This window comes from Pseudomonas sp. Pc102 (assembly GCF_018408275.1).
Taxonomy (GTDB): Bacteria; Pseudomonadota; Gammaproteobacteria; order Pseudomonadales; family Pseudomonadaceae; genus Metapseudomonas; species Metapseudomonas tohonis.
In genome coordinates, this window is sequence record NZ_AP021905.1 from 2,381,200 (window position 1) to 2,397,054 (window position 15,855).

12 protein-coding genes and 1 pseudogene are annotated in these 15,855 nt (G+C 67.9%); 9 read left to right on the top strand and 4 right to left on the bottom strand.

Annotated features, from left to right (window positions below; genetic code table 11):
* The first annotated feature begins 280 nt into the window (after window positions 1-280).
* Window positions 281-3,106 (top strand): PAS domain S-box protein, encoded by a 2,826-nt coding sequence (locus PHLH3_RS11090; RefSeq protein ID WP_213629232.1) that lies wholly within the window; start codon window positions 281-283, stop codon window positions 3,104-3,106.
* A 91-nt stretch (window positions 3,107-3,197) separates the two neighbouring features.
* The gene (locus PHLH3_RS11095; protein ID WP_213629233.1) at window positions 3,198-3,929 is read left to right on the top strand and encodes an isoprenylcysteine carboxylmethyltransferase family protein; all 732 of its coding nucleotides are present in this window, start codon (window positions 3,198-3,200) and stop codon (window positions 3,927-3,929) included.
* A 253-nt stretch (window positions 3,930-4,182) separates the two neighbouring features.
* On the opposite strand, the gene PHLH3_RS11100 is transcribed toward PHLH3_RS11095, so the two are convergent.
* The 4 genes and pseudogenes from PHLH3_RS11100 to PHLH3_RS11115 all read right to left on the bottom strand — a co-directional run.
* Entirely contained in the window at window positions 4,183-5,808 is a 1,626-nt protein-coding gene (locus tag PHLH3_RS11100) for a methyl-accepting chemotaxis protein (protein ID WP_213629234.1), read from the bottom strand.
* Window positions 5,809-6,012: 204 nt separating this feature from the next.
* Window positions 6,013-7,230, bottom strand: a complete 1,218-nt coding sequence (gene fabB, locus PHLH3_RS11105) for a beta-ketoacyl-ACP synthase I (RefSeq protein ID WP_111263461.1) — start codon at window positions 7,228-7,230, stop codon at window positions 6,013-6,015.
* Between the two features lie 11 nt (window positions 7,231-7,241).
* Window positions 7,242-7,757 carry a 3-hydroxyacyl-[acyl-carrier-protein] dehydratase FabA gene (gene fabA, locus PHLH3_RS11110; RefSeq protein ID WP_021220691.1) on the bottom strand — a complete coding sequence of 172 codons (516 nt, stop codon included), beginning with the start codon at window positions 7,755-7,757 and terminating at the stop codon, window positions 7,242-7,244.
* A gap of 238 nt (window positions 7,758-7,995) precedes the next feature.
* Window positions 7,996-9,891: pseudogene (locus PHLH3_RS11115) on the bottom strand (ATP-binding protein); the annotation flags it as partial.
* Between the two features lie 330 nt (window positions 9,892-10,221).
* Between PHLH3_RS11115 and PHLH3_RS11120 the strand changes: the two are divergent.
* From PHLH3_RS11120 to PHLH3_RS11150, 7 genes are all read left to right on the top strand, one after another.
* Window positions 10,222-11,244 carry an NAD(P)H-dependent glycerol-3-phosphate dehydrogenase gene (locus tag PHLH3_RS11120; RefSeq protein ID WP_111263463.1) on the top strand — a complete coding sequence of 341 codons (1,023 nt, stop codon included), beginning with the start codon at window positions 10,222-10,224 and terminating at the stop codon, window positions 11,242-11,244.
* 30 nt (window positions 11,245-11,274) lie between these two features.
* Window positions 11,275-11,622, top strand: coding sequence for a DUF4389 domain-containing protein (locus PHLH3_RS11125; RefSeq protein ID WP_111263464.1), 348 nt, complete (start codon window positions 11,275-11,277; stop codon window positions 11,620-11,622).
* The gene (gene sixA, locus PHLH3_RS11130) at window positions 11,619-12,083 is read left to right on the top strand and encodes a phosphohistidine phosphatase SixA (RefSeq protein WP_213629236.1); all 465 of its coding nucleotides are present in this window, start codon (window positions 11,619-11,621) and stop codon (window positions 12,081-12,083) included. Before PHLH3_RS11125 ends, sixA begins: the two co-directional genes overlap by 4 nt.
* Window positions 12,084-12,106: 23 nt before the next feature.
* Window positions 12,107-12,541 (top strand): hypothetical protein, encoded by a 435-nt coding sequence (locus PHLH3_RS11135; protein ID WP_111263466.1) that lies wholly within the window; start codon window positions 12,107-12,109, stop codon window positions 12,539-12,541.
* Window positions 12,542-12,795: 254 nt separating this feature from the next.
* Window positions 12,796-14,463 (top strand): AMP-binding protein, encoded by a 1,668-nt coding sequence (locus tag PHLH3_RS11140; protein ID WP_213629237.1) that lies wholly within the window; start codon window positions 12,796-12,798, stop codon window positions 14,461-14,463.
* 55 nt (window positions 14,464-14,518) lie between these two features.
* Complete coding sequence (locus PHLH3_RS11145) at window positions 14,519-14,962, top strand: hotdog fold thioesterase (protein WP_111263468.1); 444 nt, start codon at window positions 14,519-14,521, stop codon at window positions 14,960-14,962.
* A gap of 76 nt (window positions 14,963-15,038) precedes the next feature.
* Window positions 15,039-15,848, top strand: coding sequence for an AraC family transcriptional regulator (locus PHLH3_RS11150; protein WP_213629238.1), 810 nt, complete (start codon window positions 15,039-15,041; stop codon window positions 15,846-15,848).
* Window positions 15,849-15,855: the final 7 nt, after the last annotated feature.

Genomic DNA, 15,855 nt, shown 5'->3' on the forward strand with positions numbered 1-15,855 from the left:
AGGAGCGAGCTCTGCTCGCGAAGCTTTGGTGCTCCCCGCTGTTTCCGGATGGGGCGGGTGGCGTTTTGGGGGCGATCGGGAGGTTCTGCCGGGCTTGAAGCGCCGCCTGATGGGTTTCGCTGCGCTCGCGGAACGCCGCCCGACCCATCCTACGAATACCGGGATACCGCGATACCGATCCGCCTTTGTTTCAATTGTTTCAACCGCGTTGTACCCCCTCAAAAGGCGGGGGCCGGCTCTCTATACTCCAGCCATCACCCAGGCTCGTGGAGGCCTTCCGATGAGCCAGACGGCACCCCGCCCGCTGTTCGATGGCGCCGCCGAGCACCAGCTGCGCCAGATCGTCGACAACAGCAGCGCGGTCATCTACGTGAAGGACCTGGATGGCCGGCTGCGCCTGGTCAACCGTGCCTTCGAGCAGCTGTTCCGGGTGCGCGCCGAGGAGGTCATCGGCCACACCGACCACGAGTACTTCCCGAAGGAGCTGGCCGACGTGCTGCGGGCCAACGACCTGCAGGTGGTGGAGCAGGGCCGCGAGCAGGAGTTCGAGGAGCGGCTGCCGTTCAACGGCGTGGTGCGCACCTACCTCTCCAGCAAGTTTCCGCTGTTCGACGGCGAGGGCCGGGTCACCGCCGTGTGCGGCATCTCCACGGACATCAGCTCGCGCAAGAGCGTGGAGGAAGTGCTGCGCTACGTCGCCCTGGGCATCTCGGCGGCCACCGGCAACGAGGTGTTCGAGGCCATTGCCCGCTACATGGTGCGTTCGCTGCACGCCGACTTCGCCTACGTCAGCCGCATCAGCGACGAGGGCCCGCACAAGCTCACCACCCTGGCCATGTACTACTCCGGCAAGCTGCGCCCCAACTCCACCTATGCGCTGGAGGGCACGGCCTGCAGCCACGTGCTGGGCAAGGCCTTCCACTTCGTCGGCAGCAACCTGCTGGAGTGCTACCCCGGGGATGCGGTGTTCCGCGCCTATGGGGTCGACAGCTACGCCGGCTACCCGCTGTTCGCCAGCGACGGGCGCCCGCTGGGGCTGATCGCCGCCGGGCGGATGGGGCCGATGAAGGAGCGCGAGCGGGCCGAATCGGTGCTGCGCATCTTCTCCGTGCGCGCGGCGGCGGAGATCGAGCGGCTGGAGGCCGAGGCGAGCTACCGGGCGATCTTCGCCGGCTCCGAGGACGCCATCCTGGTGCTGGACATCGACAGCGGCGCGCTGGTGGATGCCAACCCGCGGGCCTGTTCGACCGTCGGCTACAGCTACGAGGAGATGCTGGGGCTGGACATGGACGCCTTCAGCGCCGGCTACGAGCCCTATACCGTTAGGCAGGCGGCCGGCTTCCTCGCGCGTGCGGCGGCCGGCGAGCCGCAGCGCTTCGAGTGGCACCGGCGCAACCGCGACGGCAGCCTGCACTGGGACGATATTTCGCTCAAGCGCGTGACCCTGTCCGGCGTCGACCGCATCCTGGTGTTCTGCCGCGAGATTACCCAGCGCAAGGAGGCCGAGCAGGCCCTGCGCGCCAGCGAACTGCAGCACCGCGCCATCGCCGACACGGCGCTGGACTGCTTCATCGGCATGGACCGCGCCGGGCGCATCCTGGCGTTCAACCCGGCGGCCGAGCGCTGCTTCGGCATCGCGCGCGACGATGCCCTGGGGCAGTGGCTGCTGAAGCTGATCATTCCCGAGCGCTTCCACGAGGTGTACGAGCGTGCCTTCGAGAGCTACGCCCAGACCGGCACCGGGGATTTCCTCGGCAAGCGCATGGAGGTGGTCGCCCAACGGGCTTCCGGCGAGGAGTTCCCCGCCGAGCTGGCGCTGACCCAGGTGAGCGGGGACGAGGGGCCGCGCTACATCTGCTACCTGCGCGACATCACCGAGCGGCGCCAGGCCGAAGAGGAGAAGGCGCGCCTGGAGCAGCAGCTGCGCCAGGCCCAGCGCATGGAGGCCATCGGGCACCTCACCGGCGGCATCGCCCACGATTTCAACAACCTGCTGACCAGCATGCTGGGCTACACGGTGATGGCCCAGGAGCATGCCGAGTCCCTGCATGACGAGCGCCTGGGCAAGTACCTGACGCGGGTGCAGCGCTCGGCGGAGAAGGCCCGCGACCTGATCCAGCAGATGCTCACCTTCAGCCGGGGCAGCCGGGGCACGCCGCAGGTGGTGGCGCTGGACCTGCTGCTGGGCAACTTCATCCGCCTGGTGGATTCCACGCTGCCGGCCACGGTGGAGGTGGAGACGCGCCTGGCCCATGACCTGCCGCCGGTGCTGGCCGACCCGGTGCAGCTGGAGCAGGTGCTGATGAACCTGTGCATCAACGCCCGCGACGCCATGAGCGGGGTCGGCCGCTTGCGCGTGGGGCTGGAGCCGGCGCGCTTGCAGGCCGGCGTCTGCGCCTCGTGCCAGCAGCGCATCGACGGGCAGTTCGTCGCCCTGACCGTCAGCGACAGCGGGCCGGGCATCGATGCGGCGTTGCGGACGCAGATCTTCGAGCCGTTCTTCTCCACCAAGGCCAGCGGGCAGGGCAGCGGCATGGGCCTGTCGATGGTGCACGGCATCGTCCACGAGTACGGCGGCCACATCCAGCTGGACAGTTCGCCGGGGGAGGGCGCCACCTTCCGCATCCTGATCCCGGCCCACGACCAGGCGCCGCTGGCCGCACCGGCGGCGGGGCCCGTGTGCGAGGCGCTGCCGCCACGCTCGGCCCTGCGCGGGCGGGTGGCGGTGGTGGACGACGACCCCGTCGTCAGTGAGTTCATGGGCGAGTTGCTGGCCAACTGGGGGCTCGCCGCGCAACTGTTCGGCGACCCGGAGGAGGCCAGCCGGCAGCTGTGTGCCGACGCCTACGCCTGGGATCTGGTCATCCTCGACCAGAGCATGCCGCGCCTCACCGGCCTGCAACTGGCGCGGCGCCTGCTGGCGGCGCGGGCGGACCTGCCCATCGTGCTCTACACCGGTTTCAGCGACAGCCTGGTGGAGGCCGAGGTGCAGGCCCAGGGCATCAAGGCGCTGCTGACCAAGCCGCTGGACCAGGGGCGCCTGCATCGTCTGTTGCGCAACTGGCTGCCAGGTGCCGGCGACGGATACCAGACTGAAACAAACTGAGCGGTCGCTGCCATCGGGCAGATACAGGCGCGGGGCAATCTGGCCCTGACTGCAGAGCCCTGCAGTTCCAGACTCCCGGCAGGACCGCATCATGAACAGCACACTCGGACGTACCGCGACTTTCACCTTCGGCGTTATCAGCTACCTGGTCTTTCTCGCCGCGTTCATCCTTTCCATCGCCTTCGTGGCCAATCTCCCCTGGGCACCGGCCCGTCTCGACGGCGAGCCGTTGCTGTCGCTGGGCTGGGCACTGGCCATCGACGCTGCGCTGCTCGTCGCTGCGGGCCTGGTGTACCGGGTGAGCCGCGGCGCCGCCCAGAGCGCGCGGGTGCTGCTGGGCAGCCTGGCGACGCTGGCGTTGCTGGCGCTGTGGCAGCCGCTGGGCGGCGAGCTGTGGCGGGTCGAAGGGGCGGCGCTGCGTCAGGTGCTGGCGGCGGCCTTCGGCCTGGGCGGGGCGTTGCTGCTCTACGCGGTGCTGCTCGGTGACCAGTTGGCGGCGAGCGGTCTGCACGCCGCTGCACGGCGCCTGTTCGGCCTGGCCGAGGAGGGACGCGAGGAGGCCCGCGAGGAGTGGCGCCGCCAGCGTCGCGATGCATCGAGCCTGGGTGTGCTGCTGCTGGCCTGGGCCACGCCGGAACCGAGTTCCGTTCACCTGGCGCTGGCGCTGCTGGCGAGCCTGGCGGTCTACCTGGCCTGGCGCCGTCCGCTCGCCGGGCTGCCGGTGGAGGGCCGCATCGAGCCGCAGGCCGTCCGCTCGCAGCGCCTGCTGCTGGTGGCCTCGCGCAAGGCGGGGACGCCGGTCGACCCGGTGCGGGCGGCCTGAGGAGCGCTCGGATCGCCTCCAGCGGGTTGCCGGGAGCATTCGGGGTGGGCTTCGCTGCGCTCTACACACCCGACGGCAGGCGTTCATCCTGCTGGGTGCCCGATCGAATCGTCGCAGACGCCCCGGGGACGTGGTTTCCCAGGCTCGAATGAAGGGGCTGTGGAAACGAAAGAACCCCATCGCCGCGAGGTGATGGGGTTCTTCGTTTGCAGCCTGCCCTGCGCCTCCCTGGCGGCGGGCCATGCGGGTGCGATCATACGGTGAAGCGGGCCACCATGCCGTTGAGTTCGACGGCCAGGCGCGACAGTTCCTGGCTGGCGGCGGCGGTCTGGTTGGCGCCGGTGGCGGTCTGTACCGAGATGTCGCGGATGTTCACCAGGTTGCGGTCCACTTCGCGGGCGACCTGGGCCTGTTCTTCGGCAGCGCTGGCGATGACCAGGGTGCGTTCGTTGATCTGGCCGACCTGCTCGGTGATTTCCACCAGGGCGCGGCCGGCGGCTTCGGCGATCTCCAGCATCTGCCGGGCGCGCTGGTCGTTCTGGTTCATGGCGCCGACGGCTTCACCGGTGCCGCTCTGGATGCTGCCGATCATCTGTTCGATCTCGCGGGTGGATTCCTGGGTGCGGTGGGCGAGGGCGCGTACCTCGTCGGCGACCACGGCGAACCCACGGCCCTGCTCGCCGGCGCGGGCGGCCTCGATGGCGGCATTGAGCGCCAGCAGGTTGGTCTGCTCGGCGATGGCGCGGATCACGTCCAGCACCTTGCTGATGCTTTGCGCGCGGTCGGCCAGCCCCTCGACCAGGGTGGAGGTGTGGGCGACTTCCTGGCTCATGCTGCGGATCGCCTGGACCGTCTGCTGCACGCGGTCGCGGCCGGACTGGGCGGATTCCTCGGAGGCGCGCGAGGCGTCGGAGGTGGAGCTGGCGTTGCGCGCGACCTCTTCCACGGCAGCGGTCATTTCGTTGACGGCGGTGGCGGCCATCTCGATCTCGTCGTGCTGGCGGGTGAGGGAGCGGTTGCCTTCCTCGGTCACCGCGTTGAGCTCTTCGGCGGCGGAGGCCAACTGGGTGGCCGAGTTGCCGATCTGCTGGATGGTGCCGCGCAGCTGTTGCTGCATGCGCTGCAGGGCGGTGAGCAATTTCGCCGGCTCGTCGTTGCCGGCGGTGTCGATGCGCCCGGTGAGGTCGCCACTGGCAACCACGCCGGCTACCAGCACGGCTTCGCCCAGGGGGACGGTGATGCTGCGGGTGAGGGCCCAGGCGAGGGCGACGGTGACCAGCGCGGCGATCACCAGCACGCTGATGACGGCCGTGACGGCGCTGGCATAGTCCTGGTCGGCCTTGGCGTTGGCGGCGTCGGCACCTTGGGTGTTGTAGTCGGAGAGCTCCGTCAGGGCCTTGAGGGTGGCGCGGTAGTTGTCCAGCAGCGGGCCCTGGACCAGTTCGGTGGCGGCGGCCACTTCGCCGGCATTGGAGAGGGCGAGGAGCTTGTCGACACCGGCAAGGAAGCCTTTCTTCTCCTGCAGGTAGCGCTCGAAGAGCTGTTCGTCGCGGCCCGGGTCGATGCCCGCCTTGTAGGTGTCTTCGGCCTTGCCGAGCTGGGCGATGATCTCGCGCGTGCGCTGTTCGAGGAACTGCTTGGAGGGGGTGTCCGAGGCCAGCACGTGGCCGAGCTGGACCTGGCGCAACTCGGTCAGGGACAGATTGATCTGGGCGATGGTGCGTACGCTGGGCAACCAGCTCTGGCTGATCACGGTGGAGGCGTCGTTGATCACCGACATGCGGTTGAGCGAGAACAGGCCGGTCAACACCAGAAGCAAGGTGATGATGGCGAAGCCGAAAGCCGCGCGTGGCGCGATGGGGAACTGGCGCAGGAACATGGGTCACTTCTCCGGGGGGCTGCGGTACGAACCAGGGAGGCTCGGAAAAAGTATAGGAAGCCCTCTGGGATACGCGTGAACTTCACCGCTGCGCTGGGCTTCGGAGCTTATGGAACGGAGGACTTTCCATGGTCCTGACGCAACCATGCCCGTATCGGACGATACGGGCATGGTGGGTGTTGCGTTCGCCTAGCGGCGCGGGTGTCAGGCCGAGAAGCGCTTGAGCACCAGGGTGGCGTTGGTGCCGCCGAAGCCGAAGCTGTTGGACATGATGGTGTCCAGCTTGGCGTTCTCGCGGGTCTCGCGCAGGATCGGCAGGTCGGCCACTTCCGGGTCCAGCTCGTCGATGTTGGCGGAGCCGGCGATGAAGTTGCCTTCCATCATCAGCAGGCAGTAGATCGCCTCGTGCACGCCGGCGGCGCCCAGGCTGTGGCCGGACAGGCTCTTGGTGGAGCTGATGGCCGGGGCCTTGTCGCCGAACACTTCGCGCACGCCACGGATCTCGGCGACGTCGCCGACCGGGGTGGAGGTGCCGTGGGTGTTCAGGTAGTCGATCGGGGTGTCGACGGTGGACAGCGCCTGCTGCATGCAGCGGATCGCGCCTTCGCCGCTCGGAGCGACCATGTCGTAGCCATCGGAGGTGGCGCCGTAGCCGACGATTTCCGCGTAGATCTTGGCGCCGCGCGCGAGGGCGTGCTCCAGTTCCTCGACCACCACCATGCCGCCGCCACCGGCGATGACGAAGCCGTCACGCTTGGCGTCGTAGGCGCGGGAGGCCTTCTCGGGGGTGTCGTTGTACTGGGTGGAGAGGGCGCCCATGGCGTCGAACAGGCAGCTCTGGCTCCAGTGTTCTTCTTCACCACCTCCGGCGAAGACCACGTCCTGCTTGCCGAGCTGGATCTGCTCCATGGCCTGGCCGATGCAGTGGGCGCTGGTGGCGCAGGCGGAAGAGATGGAGAAGTTCACGCCCTTGATCTGGAAGGGGGTGGCCAGGCACGCGGATACGGTGCTGCCCATGGTGCGGGTCACGCGGTATGGGCCGATGCGCTTGACGCCCTTCTCGCGCAGGGTGTCGATGGCTTCCATCTGGTTGACGGTGGAGGCGCCGCCGGAGCCTGCGATCAGGCCGGTGCGCGGGTTGGAGATCTGCTCGGGTTGCAGGCCCGAGTCCTTGATCGCCTGTTCCATCGCCAGGTAGGCGTAGGCGGCGGCGTCGCCCATGAAGCGGAAGATCTTGCGATCGATCAGCTCTTCGAGGTTCAGGTCGACCGAACCGGAAACGTGGCTGCGCAGGCCCATTTCGGCATAGGACGGGTTGTGGCGGATGCCGGCCCGGCCTGCACGCAGGTTGGCGGAAACGGTTTCCTTGTCATTGCCCAGGCAGGAAACGATGCCCAGGCCAGTGATCACGACACGACGCATGCGGATAACCCTTAAAAACTGTCAGTGGAAGTGAACAGGCCGACGCGGAGGCCTTCGGCGCTGTATATCTCGCGGCCATCGACGCTGACGGTGCCATCGGCGATGCCGAGGATCAGCGAGCGGCTGATGGTGCGCTTGATCTGGATGTTGTAGGTGATCTTTTTCGCGGTGGGCAGGATCTGGCCGAAGAATTTCACTTCGCCCGAACCCAGGGCACGGCCACGGCCGGGGTTGCCCTGCCAGCCGAGGTAGAAGCCGACCAGTTGCCACATGGCATCCAGGCCCAGGCAGCCCGGCATCACCGGGTCGCCTTCGAAATGGCAGGCGAAGAACCACAGGTCCGGATTGATGTCGAGCTCGGCGACGATTTCGCCCTTGCCGTACTTACCGCCGGTTTCGCTGATATGGACGATGCGATCGATCATCAACATGTTGGGGGCGGGCAGTTGCGCATTACCGGGGCCGAACAGCTCACCGCGACTGCAGCGCAGCAGGTCTTCCCGGGAATAGGCGTTTTGTTTGGTCATGCGAGCTCCTCAATGGTCCCCGTGCAGGGCTTGGCATTTCGTCCACACTGCCGCGCGCACAGGCGTCGAATCAGCAGACTAGTCATAGACTGTTGCGTTGCGGTGAAAGTCACAGAGTACAGTCGTTCACTTGTTCAAGGACGCTTGCGCCGTTGTTGCGGGCCCTTTCCGGCGCAAGCCTGCCGCACTTTAGCACTGTTGCCCACTCACCGAAGGTCGGGGGGCAATCCGCCGCGCCACCCAGCCAGCGCTGCAGGACGCGCTGCAGGTCGGCCCGCTTGAAGGGCTTGGCGAGGTAGTCGTTCATGCCCGCGTCCAGGCAGGCTTCGCGGTCGCCCTGCAGGGCGTTGGCGGTGAGGGCGATGATCGGCGTGCGGGCACCCCCATTCATCTTGCGAATCTGCCGGGTGGCTTCGTAGCCATCGAGCACCGGCAGGCGGCAGTCCATGAGGATCGCCGAGAAGTGCTGGCGCGAGGCGCTCTGCACCGCCTGGGCGCCGTCGCCCACCAGGCTGACGCGGTAGCCGAGGCTGCGCAGCATGGCCTCTATCACCGTCTGGTTGACCGGGTTGTCCTCCACCAGCAGCACCTGCTGGCCGCTGCCGTTGGTGGTGTCGCCGGTGCTGCCCTCGCTGGCGCGGCGCTCCTGCTGGCGGAACGGCAGTGGGATTTCCAGGGTGAATATGGAGCCACGGCCTTCGAGGCTCTCCGCGCGCAGGGTGCCGCCCATGCGTTCGGCCAGGGTGCGGGCGATGGGCAGGCCGAGCCCGGTGCCGCCGTAGCGTCGGGAGATGGAGCTGTCGGCCTGCTGGAAGGCGTCGAACATGTGCTCCAGGCGTTCCGGCGGGATGCCGATGCCGCTGTCGTGCACGGCGCAGGTGAGCCACAGCACCTCGTCGTCCAGCGGCTGCCACTGGGTGAGGACGCGGATGCCGCCGTCCTCGGTGAATTTCAGGGCGTTGCCGACCAGGTTCACCAGGATCTGGCGGATGCGCGTCGGGTCGCCTTGCACCTCGATCTGCTCCAGGCCTTCCTGGGTTTCCAGGGTCAGCGCCAGGCCGCGCTGCAGGGCGCTGTGCTGGAACACCTGCACCGAGCCCTGGACCAGCTCCAGCAGGTTGAAGGAGATGCGTTCCAGTTCCAGTGCGCCGCGTTCGATACGCGAGAAATCGAGAATGTCGTTGATCACCTTGAGCAGGTGCTCGGTGGATTCGGCAGCCAGCGCGGCGTACTCGGCCTGTTCGCGGTTCAGTTCGGTTGTTTCAAGAAGTTGCAGCATGCCCAGGACGCCGTTCATGGGGGTGCGCAGTTCGTGACTCATCATCGCCAGGAAATCGGATTTGGCACGGTTGGCCTGCTCGGCGTCCTCACGTGCGCTGATCAGTTGGTCGATGGCCTGCTGCTGCTCGCGGCTGGCCTTGGCCAGGCCGTTGGCGAGGTTGTTGATGTGTCGCGCCAGGTCGCCCAGCTCGCCCTCGTCCACCACCGGCAGGCTGGCCTGGTAGTTGCCGCCCTGGATGGCCTCGACCGCCTCGCCCATGGCGCTGATCGGCTGCGACAGGCGGGTGGCCAGACGCCGCGCCAGGAGGAAGGTGAGCACCAGGGCGAACAGCGCCAGCACGGTGGCCTTGAGAAGGATTTCCTGCTGCCGGCTGCTGAAGGCGTCGTTGGACATGCCCACCACCACGCGACCCAGGTAGCCGGTGGCGAGCTTGCCGTTGCTGCGTTCGCTGTGGAACAGCGCCTCGCTGTCCAGCTTCATCTGCTGCATGCGGATCGGCGCGTGGAACACCTCAACCTGGGCCCCGGCCTTTTCCAGGCTGCCGGGCTGTTCGACGTAGACGAGGATGTTGTCTTCACGGTCGCGCACTTCGAGGAAGCGCACGTGCGGGGTGTCCAGGGTCGCCTTGAGCAGGCCTTCGAGTACCGGCAGGTTGCCGGCGATCACGCCGTATTCGGCGGCTGGCGCCAACTGGTTGGCGATCAGCTGGCCGGTGTGGTTCAGCTCCTGGCGCAGGTCCTGCAGGCGGGCGAAGGTGAAGAAGCCGGTGAGCAGCAGCGTCAGCAGCAGGGCCGGGCCCAGGCTGATCAGCTGCGTGCGGGTGTGGATGTCCCAGCCGCGGCGCAGGTTCATCGGCAATCCCAGAGGCAGGTGCCCGGTGCGGCGGCGGTGGAGAAGAGGAGGGGGGCTGGGCGGCGGATCATCCGTGTGCCTCGTGACAGGCTCGTCCATGGAAAAGATGAATGCATGGGAAACTCTAGCTGGGCCTGCGCTCTGGTCGAATGGCATCCGTCGTGGCGGGTTGGGCACCCCGTTCGTCCGACGTGGTCATGGAAGGCTGAATTGTCGTGCCTGGGTTCACACTTGACCAGTGGCAGATGCCTTGTTTGAGACTGGCTGGTCGCTCGGCCCTCCGTATAATGCGCGCAACCGCCATCCCCGATGGCTCTACATGGACTGGTTATGACTCAACAGCAATCGATCGCGGTGCTGGGCGGCGGCAGCTTCGGCACCGCCATCGCCAACCTCCTGGCCGAGAACGGCAAGAGCGTGCAGCAGTGGATGCGCGATCCCGAGCAGGCCGAGGCGATCCGCGCCAACCGCGAGAACCCGCGCTACCTCAAGGGGGTGAAGATCCACCCCGGCGTCGAACCCACCACCGATCTGGATGCGGTGCTCGCCAGTTGCGAGCTGATCTTCGTCGCCATCCCCTCCAGCGCACTGCGCAAGGTGCTCGAGCCCGTGGCCGGCCAGTTGAAGGGCCGCATGCTGGTGAGCCTGACCAAGGGCATCGAGGCGCAGAGCTTCCTGCTGATGAGCCAGATTCTCGAAGACATTGCCCCCGAGGCGCGCATCGGCGTGCTCTCCGGCCCCAACCTGGCCCGCGAGGTGGCCGACCACGCCCTCACCGCCACCGTGGTGGCCAGCGAAGACACCGAGCTGTGCCAGCAGGTGCAGGCTGCCCTGCACGGCAAGACCTTCCGCGTCTACGCCAGTGCCGATCGCTTCGGCGTCGAGCTGGGCGGTGCGCTGAAGAACGTCTACGCGATCATCGCCGGCATGGCCGCGGCGCTGGGCATGGGCGAGAACACCAAGAGCATGCTGATCACCCGCGCGCTGGCGGAGATGACCCGCTTCGCCGTGAAGCTCGGCGCCAATCCCATGACCTTCCTCGGCCTGGCCGGCGTCGGCGACCTGATCGTCACCTGTTCCTCGCCCAAGAGCCGCAACTACCAGGTCGGCCACGCCCTGGGCGAAGGCCTCAGCCTGGAAGACGCGGTGGCGCGCCTGGGCGAGGTGGCCGAGGGCGTCAACACCCTCAAGGTGCTCAAGGCCCGTGCCGAGGAGTTGCAGGTGTACATGCCGCTGGTCGCTGGCCTGCATGCCATTCTTTTCGAGGGGCGTACGCTGGCCCAGGTGATCGAGGCGCTGATGCGCGCCGAACCCAAGACCGACGTCGACTTCATTCCCACCAGTGGCTTCTGAGCCCCGCCAACTTCGGACAAGGAGATTCCCATGAGTGATGAGCGCGAAGACCTGCAGCGGGAGTCGATCCTGCTGCGCGTGCTGTGGATGCTGATCTTCGTCGTCGTCTGGCAACTGGCCGAGATCGTCCTCGGCGTGGTGGTCCTGGCGCAGCTCGGCTACCGGGCCTTCTACGGCGCGCCCAGTGGCGGCCTGATGGGGTTTGGCGACAGCCTGAGCCAGTACCTGGCGCAGATCGGTCGCTTCGGCACCTTCAATACCGAGGAAAAGCCCTGGCCCTTCGCCGACTGGCCCACGCCGCGCCCGCCGGAAGGCGAGGCCGCCCACGTGGTGCCGCCGGCCCCGCACCCCGCGCGCGACGAAGAGCCCAAGCTGTGAGGCTGTGGTTGCTGCGCCACGGTGAGGCCGAGCCCCGTGCGGCCACCGATGCCGAACGCCCCTTGACCCGCAATGGCCGCCAGGAGGTGCTGCATGCCGCCGCACGCCTGGCCGGTCGCCCGCTGCAGGCCATCATCGCCAGCCCCTACCTGCGTGCCCAGCAGAGTGCCGAACTGGTGCGCGAGGCGCTGGATTTCCCCGGCGCGCTGGTGACGCAGCCCTGGCTGACCCCGGAAAGCGACCCGCGTGAAGCACTCGCGCGACTGGCCGAGCGGGAGGAGGGCGAGCTGCTGCTGGTGACCCACAATCCCTTCGTCGGTGAACTGGCGGGCCTGCTGATCCACGGTCATCGCCAGCAGCCGCTGCCCCTGGGCACCGCCAGCCTCGTCGAGCTGGAGGGCGACATGGCCCTCGCGGGCCTGATGGAGCTGCGCTCCCTGCACCACGCACACCGGACCTGACCCCCGCCCCAAGGACGACCCCCATGCTCAGACGCATCACGCTCCGCGCCCTGATGGCGCTCGCCACCCTGCTGCCCGGTTCCACCCTCCTGGCGGCCGACAACCCGGACCCTTCCTTCTTCGTCGGCAACTACTGGATCGTCGGTCGCGATCTCGACACCGGCAAGCCCTACACCGGCGAGCTGGACATCTACCAGGACGAGGGCGAGCTGTCCCTGGCCTGGACCGTGGGCGAGGAGAGCTGGACGGGCAAGGCGCACTTCGAGAACTCCGAACTGGTGGACGGCGCCTCGGGGCTGCGCATCGACTTCAAGCGCAACGGCAAGGAGTACCAGGGCACCATGCTCTGGCGCACCGACTGGGACAACTATGCGCGGGTGTCCGGGTACATCTACCGGCCCGGGCAGCAGACCGACAAGCCCGGGCTCGAGGCCTGGTTCGTCTCGCCGTCGAACTGATGGGCGCTCCTGCTCCGGAGCACTCGGCCCGCCCTGTGGTGGGCCCGCTCGTGTAGGGCGATTGCGGTCGCCGAGCGGCGCGTAGCGCCGCCGCCTGTTCCATCATTTCCCGCTGCGACCCCCGTCCCAGAGGCTCTCGGAGCCTGTGTCCGAGCCCGATACATTTCTTAACTTGCGCCGCTTCCTACTGCGTGGAATATTCGCCCAAGCAAGTGCTTGGTTGTCCCCAGAAAAACAAAAAAGGAGGAGGCCCTGTGGCTGATGCAGTCCGTTTGCCGCTCGATATGTTCTTCGAGCGAGAGGCACGTCACCCCAACAAACGCTACCTGGTCCAACCGCTGTCCGGCGGCAGGGTCGAGGAGCTGACCTGGGGCGATGTCGGCGACCAGGCGCGACGCGCCGCCAGCTGGCTGAGAGGGCGTGACCTGCCTCCCGGCAGCCGCATCGCCATCATTTCCAAGAACTGTGCTCACTGGATAGTCGCCGACCTCGCGATCTGGATGGCCGGGCACGTTTCCGTTCCCCTCTACCCCAACCTCACCGGCGAGTCCGTGCACCAGGTGCTGGCGCATTCGGAAACCGCCCTGGCCTTCATCGGCAAGCTGGACGACTGGCCCGCCATGGCCAGCGGCATTCCCGAAGGCGTGGCCACCATCGCGCTGCCGATCCACCCCGAGGGGACCTTCGACTACCAGTGGAGCGAGTTGCAGGCGGAGACGCCGATCCGCGACAACCCCAGGACCGCCGCCGAGCAGCTGGCCACCATCATCTACACCTCCGGCACCACCGGGACGCCCAAGGGCGTGATGCAGAGCTTCGGCAACTTCGCCTTCGCCGCCGGCCACGGTGTCGACCTGTTCAAGACCGGTGAAGACGACCGCCTGCTGTCCTACCTGCCGCTGTGCCATGTGGCCGAGCGCATGTTCGTCGAAATGGCCTCGCTCTATGCCGGGCAGACGGTGTTCTTCGCCGAGAGCCTCGACACCTTCCTCGAAGACCTCAAGCGCGCCCGTCCCACCGCCATCTTCGGCGTGCCGCGCATCTGGACCAAGTTCCAGATGGGGGTCTACGCGAAGATGCCGGCGCAGAAGCTCGACCGCCTGCTCAAGCTGCCGATCATCGGCCGCATCGTCGGCCGCAAGGTGCTCGCCGGGCTCGGGCTGGACGCCGTGCGCGTGGCCCTGTGCGGCGCCGCGCCGGTGCCCGAGGCGCTGCTGCACTGGTACAAGCGCCTGGGCCTGGACGTGCTCGAGGTCTACGGCATGACCGAGAACTGTGGCTACTCCCACGTGTGCCGCCCGGGCGAGCAGATGACCGGCTGGATCGGCCGCAACAGCCCCGGTGTCGAGGTGCGCATCAACGACGATGGCGAGGTGCAGGTGCGCAGCGGCGCCACCATGCAGGGGTACTACAAGGACCCGGAGAAGACCGCCGAGACCATCACCCCCGACGGCTTCCTGCGCACCGGCGACAAGGGCGAGCAGGACGCCGCCGGCAACCTGCGCCTCACCGGGCGCATCAAGGAAATCTTCAAGACCAGCAAGGGCAAGTACGTGGCCCCGGCCCCCATCGAGAACCGCCTGGCGGTGCATACCCGCATCGAGCAGGTGTGCGTGGTGGGCGATGGCCTGCCGCAGCCGATGGCGCTCTGCGTGCTTTCCGACGTCGGTCGCCAGGAAGCCGCCAACGGCACCCGCGCCGAGCTGGAGGGCAGCCTGCGCGAGTTGCTGGAGCAGGTGAACGAGGCGCTGGACAAGCACGAACGCCTGCTCGGCCTGGTGCTGGTGAAGGAGGTCTGGGCGGTCGACAACGGCTTCCTGACGCCTACCCTGAAGATCAAGCGCAACGTGGTGGAGGGCACCTACGGATCGTGCTTCCCCGAATGGATCGAGCGCCGCCAGGCGGTGCTCTGGCACGAGTGACCCCTGACCGCCGGGAGCCCTGGCCACCCCGGCGGCATTCTTGCGAGGAGCCGACATGAGCCTGTGGCGCCAGACCCCCGATCTCGAAAAACTCAATGCATCCCAGCAAGGCACCATCGGCGGCCTGCTGGACATCCGCTTCGAAGCCTTCGACGACGAATCGATCACCGCCAGCATGGTGGTCGACAGCCGTACTCACCAACCCTACGGCCTGCTCCACGGTGGCGCCTCGGTGGTGCTGGCCGAGAGCCTCGGCTCCACCGCCAGCTACCTGTGCATCGACACCAGCCGCTTCTACTGCGTGGGCCTGGAGGTCAACGCCAACCACCTGCGTGGCCTGCGCAGCGGCCGCGTCACCGCCGTCGCCCGTCCCGTGCACCTGGGCCGCACCACCCACGTGTGGGACATCCGCCTCAGTGGTGACGACGGCAAGCCCAGCTGCATCTCGCGCCTGACCATGGCCATCGTGCCCCTGGGCGAGCAGCCGCCGAAGGGGTGATCACGCGGCGGAGATTCCCGGCAGTCGCGCAATTTCATCCAAGCCGATCACCCCGCCACGCGCTAGAGTGGCGCCCATGGAGCGCATCAGTCATATCGTCAGCGGCCTGCCCGGCGTCCGCCTGATCGATGCCGAGTACCGCGATTTCGCCTTTCCCCGGCATTTCCACCTGGAGTACCACGTGGGCCTGCTGCTGAACGGGCGGCAGCGTTTCGTCTGCCGGGGCGAGTCGCGCCTGGCCGGGCGCGGCGACGCGCTGCTGATGGCGCCGGAGCAGATCCACGATGGCGCCAGCCAGGGCGGGGAGGGCTATCACATCCGCGTGCTGGCCATCGAGCCGCAATGGCTGGATGAAGCCAGCCGCGTGCTCAGCGACGGTCGCCAGGGGGCGCCCCGCCTGACCAGCGCGACCCTGCGCGACCCCACGCTGCAGGCGCGCCTGCAGGCCGTGCACGCAGGGTTTCTCGGCAACTCCCGCCTGGCCCTGGAGAGCCTGCTCTGGCCGGCGCTGGCCTGCCTGCTCGGGCAGGGCTCGACGCTGCGGGTCAGCGAGCCCGCCCAGGGCTTCGACACACGCACCTGGCAGCGCCTGCGCGAGTGGCTGGAGTCGCGCCTGGAATCGCCGCCGTCCCTGGAGGAGCTGGCGGCCTTCTGCGGCCTCAGCCCCTGGCAGGCGCTGCGGCGTTTCCGCCAGCACTGCGGCCTGCCGCCCCACCAGTGGCTGACCCAGCTGCGCCTCGAACGGGCCCTGCCGCTGGTGCTGCGTGGCCAGCAACCGCTCAGCGACGTGGCCCTGCAGCTGGGCTTCTACGACCAGGCGCACTTCTCCCGGCTGTTCCGCCGCACTTACGGCGTGCCGCCGGCACGCTTGCGCACGCTGGGTTGAGGGCCGT